Consider the following 2,206-nt stretch of genomic DNA (forward strand, 5'->3'; position numbering starts at 1 on the left):
CACCAGGCGTACTCGGCCCAACAAGATCACCCCGCTTACGCACCCCGGGGCCGGCGGAATCGGGCCCTACCGCCCGATCCGGCCCGGTAGGGCCGTTCCACCCCGGCACCCGTGAGTCCGGTACCCCAGGATTAGCGGCATCCGGCACCACCGCTGTGCCCGGTCCGACAGGGTCAGGCGGCCCCGGCGTACCCGCATCCGGCTCCCTGGAGCCGGCGGAATCGGGCAAGCCGCCACCGGCGGGGGCCGCGGACTCCGGGACCGCCACCACGCCGGGCCCGGCGTGATCCGCTCGCCCCGGCGTAGCCGAACCCGGAGCCACGCGGTCAGCGGGGGCCGGCGGTGGGGTGGTGAGCTCTTTGGCGAGGAAGGGCCAGGCGTCGTGGAGGGTGGCCAGCCAGCGGCCGCGACGGCCGGCGAGGGCGGCCACATGCGGGCGGATCGAGCGGTCCTTGGCCGCGTGGTCGAGGAGTTCGGGCAGCAGGTGCGGGGGGACGCGCAGGCCCCGCCGGGCCGCCTCGGCCAGCCACTCCGGCAGCAGCCGGGCGTGCTCGCCGCCGAGAATGCGCGCCAGCCGGTCGGCGGCGGCCCTGGAGACCGCCGGACGGTCTTCGGCCGCTGCGGGCGGCAGCGGCTCGCCCCTGCTGAGCCGCTGACCCGCCCGCCTGCGGACGGTCTCCACCGCCGCGCGTTCGAGCAGCTCCACGGCGGGATCTCCGCCGTCCGCCGGGTCGTACGGCGGCCTGCGGTCGGTACCGACCAGGGCCGCCGAGACGATCTCCGGCCATTCCGCTCCCGAGTGCTCGGACACCCCGCTCACAGCACGATCACCTGCCCTTCCTCGTCATGGGTCGAAAGCGGGACCAGCCCGCGCGGCGTCCACTCCGCGGCGACCGTGAGCGGGTGACCGCCGGAGGCCGCGACGAGCCGCCACGGCGGGCTCCCGCCGGCCAGCGGCCAGCCCTCCGCCTGGCCGGGGTGGCCGAGCAGCCACCGCGCCCCGCCGCGCAGCGGGACCACCCCGGCCAGCACCACCGGCCAGGAGTCCAGCCACGGATCGGCGGCCAGCGCCCCGGCCACCTCCGACAGCGCCGCCGAGATCGAAACCCCGGGCGGCTCGCCCCCGTTGCGCATCGAGTGACGCTCGGCGACCTGGGCGCGCAGCGGTCCGGACCCCGGGTAGAAGGCCAGGTCGGCGTCGACCACGCCGCCGGTGGGCAGCGAGGCGTCCAGCGGCTGCCCGATCGGCGCGAACGACAGCACCAGGGCCGGGCGCCCGGTGGCGCGCCCGCGCAGCCAGACCCGGCGGGCGATCAGCCGGTCCTGTTCGGTGTCGCGCCTGCCGAGGACGTGCCATTCGTCGCGGACCGCGGGCCCGGCCAGCACCTCCTCGCGCGAGACCGGGAAACCCACCCGGGACCTGACCGTCAGCCCGAGGTCGCCGCCCGGCTCGCGCCGGTGCGCCACGGCCAGCAAGTGCAGCAGCGCGTACTCCTCCACCAGGCGCGCCGGCCAGTCGTCGCCGGAAAGGACCGCCGCGAGCCGTCCGACCGCGCTCGCCACACCGGTGGCCTGGGCGTCCACAAGGCGCTTGGCCAGGTCGTCCCAGTGTCCGAAGCCGGAGGTGCGGGTGCCCGCGATGCCCTGCCTGATCTGGTCGGTCAGCCATCGCTCCAGCTCCGACAGACCCGCGGTGACCCGCCGCTCGCGCTGCGCCGCCCGTGCGTCGGCCTGCTCGCGCCCCCGCGCGGGGTCGGGGTCGTGCGGGCCGCTCGCCTCGGCCGTCGTCTTGGCCGCGACGGCGGCGGCGGCGCGCCGGTCGGCGCGGTCTTGACGCTGGGCCATCCACTCCGCCGTCCACGGTGGCAGACCCTCCGCCTCCGGCACGCCACCGGCCGACCACAGCAGCAGGAGTCCGACCGCGTGCTTGCACGGGAACTTCCTGCTGGGGCAACTGCACTTGAAGGCGGGCTCGGACAGGTCGACGCAGGCGTGGTACGGGGTCGCGCCGCTCCCTTTGCACTCGCCCCACACCACCTCGGACGCCACCCCGGACACCGGCCACTTCCCGGGCGCGGCCACACCTTGTGCGGCCTTGCGCGAGGGGGCGTCGGGGGCGAGCTCCAGCACTTGATCACGGCTCCACCGATCGATCACGCTGCGCAGATTAGCGGCCCTCACCGACAGAATCGCCCCGCCCGAACAC

Annotated in this window: 2 protein-coding genes; both read right to left on the bottom strand. The window is 76.2% G+C overall.

Annotated elements, in window-relative coordinates; all coding sequences use genetic code 11:
• Positions 1-820: DUF5691 domain-containing protein (locus C1I98_RS38085; RefSeq protein ID WP_233508544.1), on the bottom strand; the 820-nt coding region annotated here is incomplete at its 3' end.
• A partial coding sequence (locus C1I98_RS38090; protein WP_306461952.1) for an SWIM zinc finger family protein occupies positions 817-2,206 on the bottom strand: 1,390 nt, incomplete at its 5' end. The genes C1I98_RS38085 and C1I98_RS38090, both read right to left, overlap by 4 nt.

Origin of the sequence: Spongiactinospora gelatinilytica (genome assembly GCF_003236385.1) — a bacterium.
Lineage (GTDB): Bacteria > Actinomycetota > Actinomycetes > Streptosporangiales > Streptosporangiaceae > Spongiactinospora > Spongiactinospora gelatinilytica.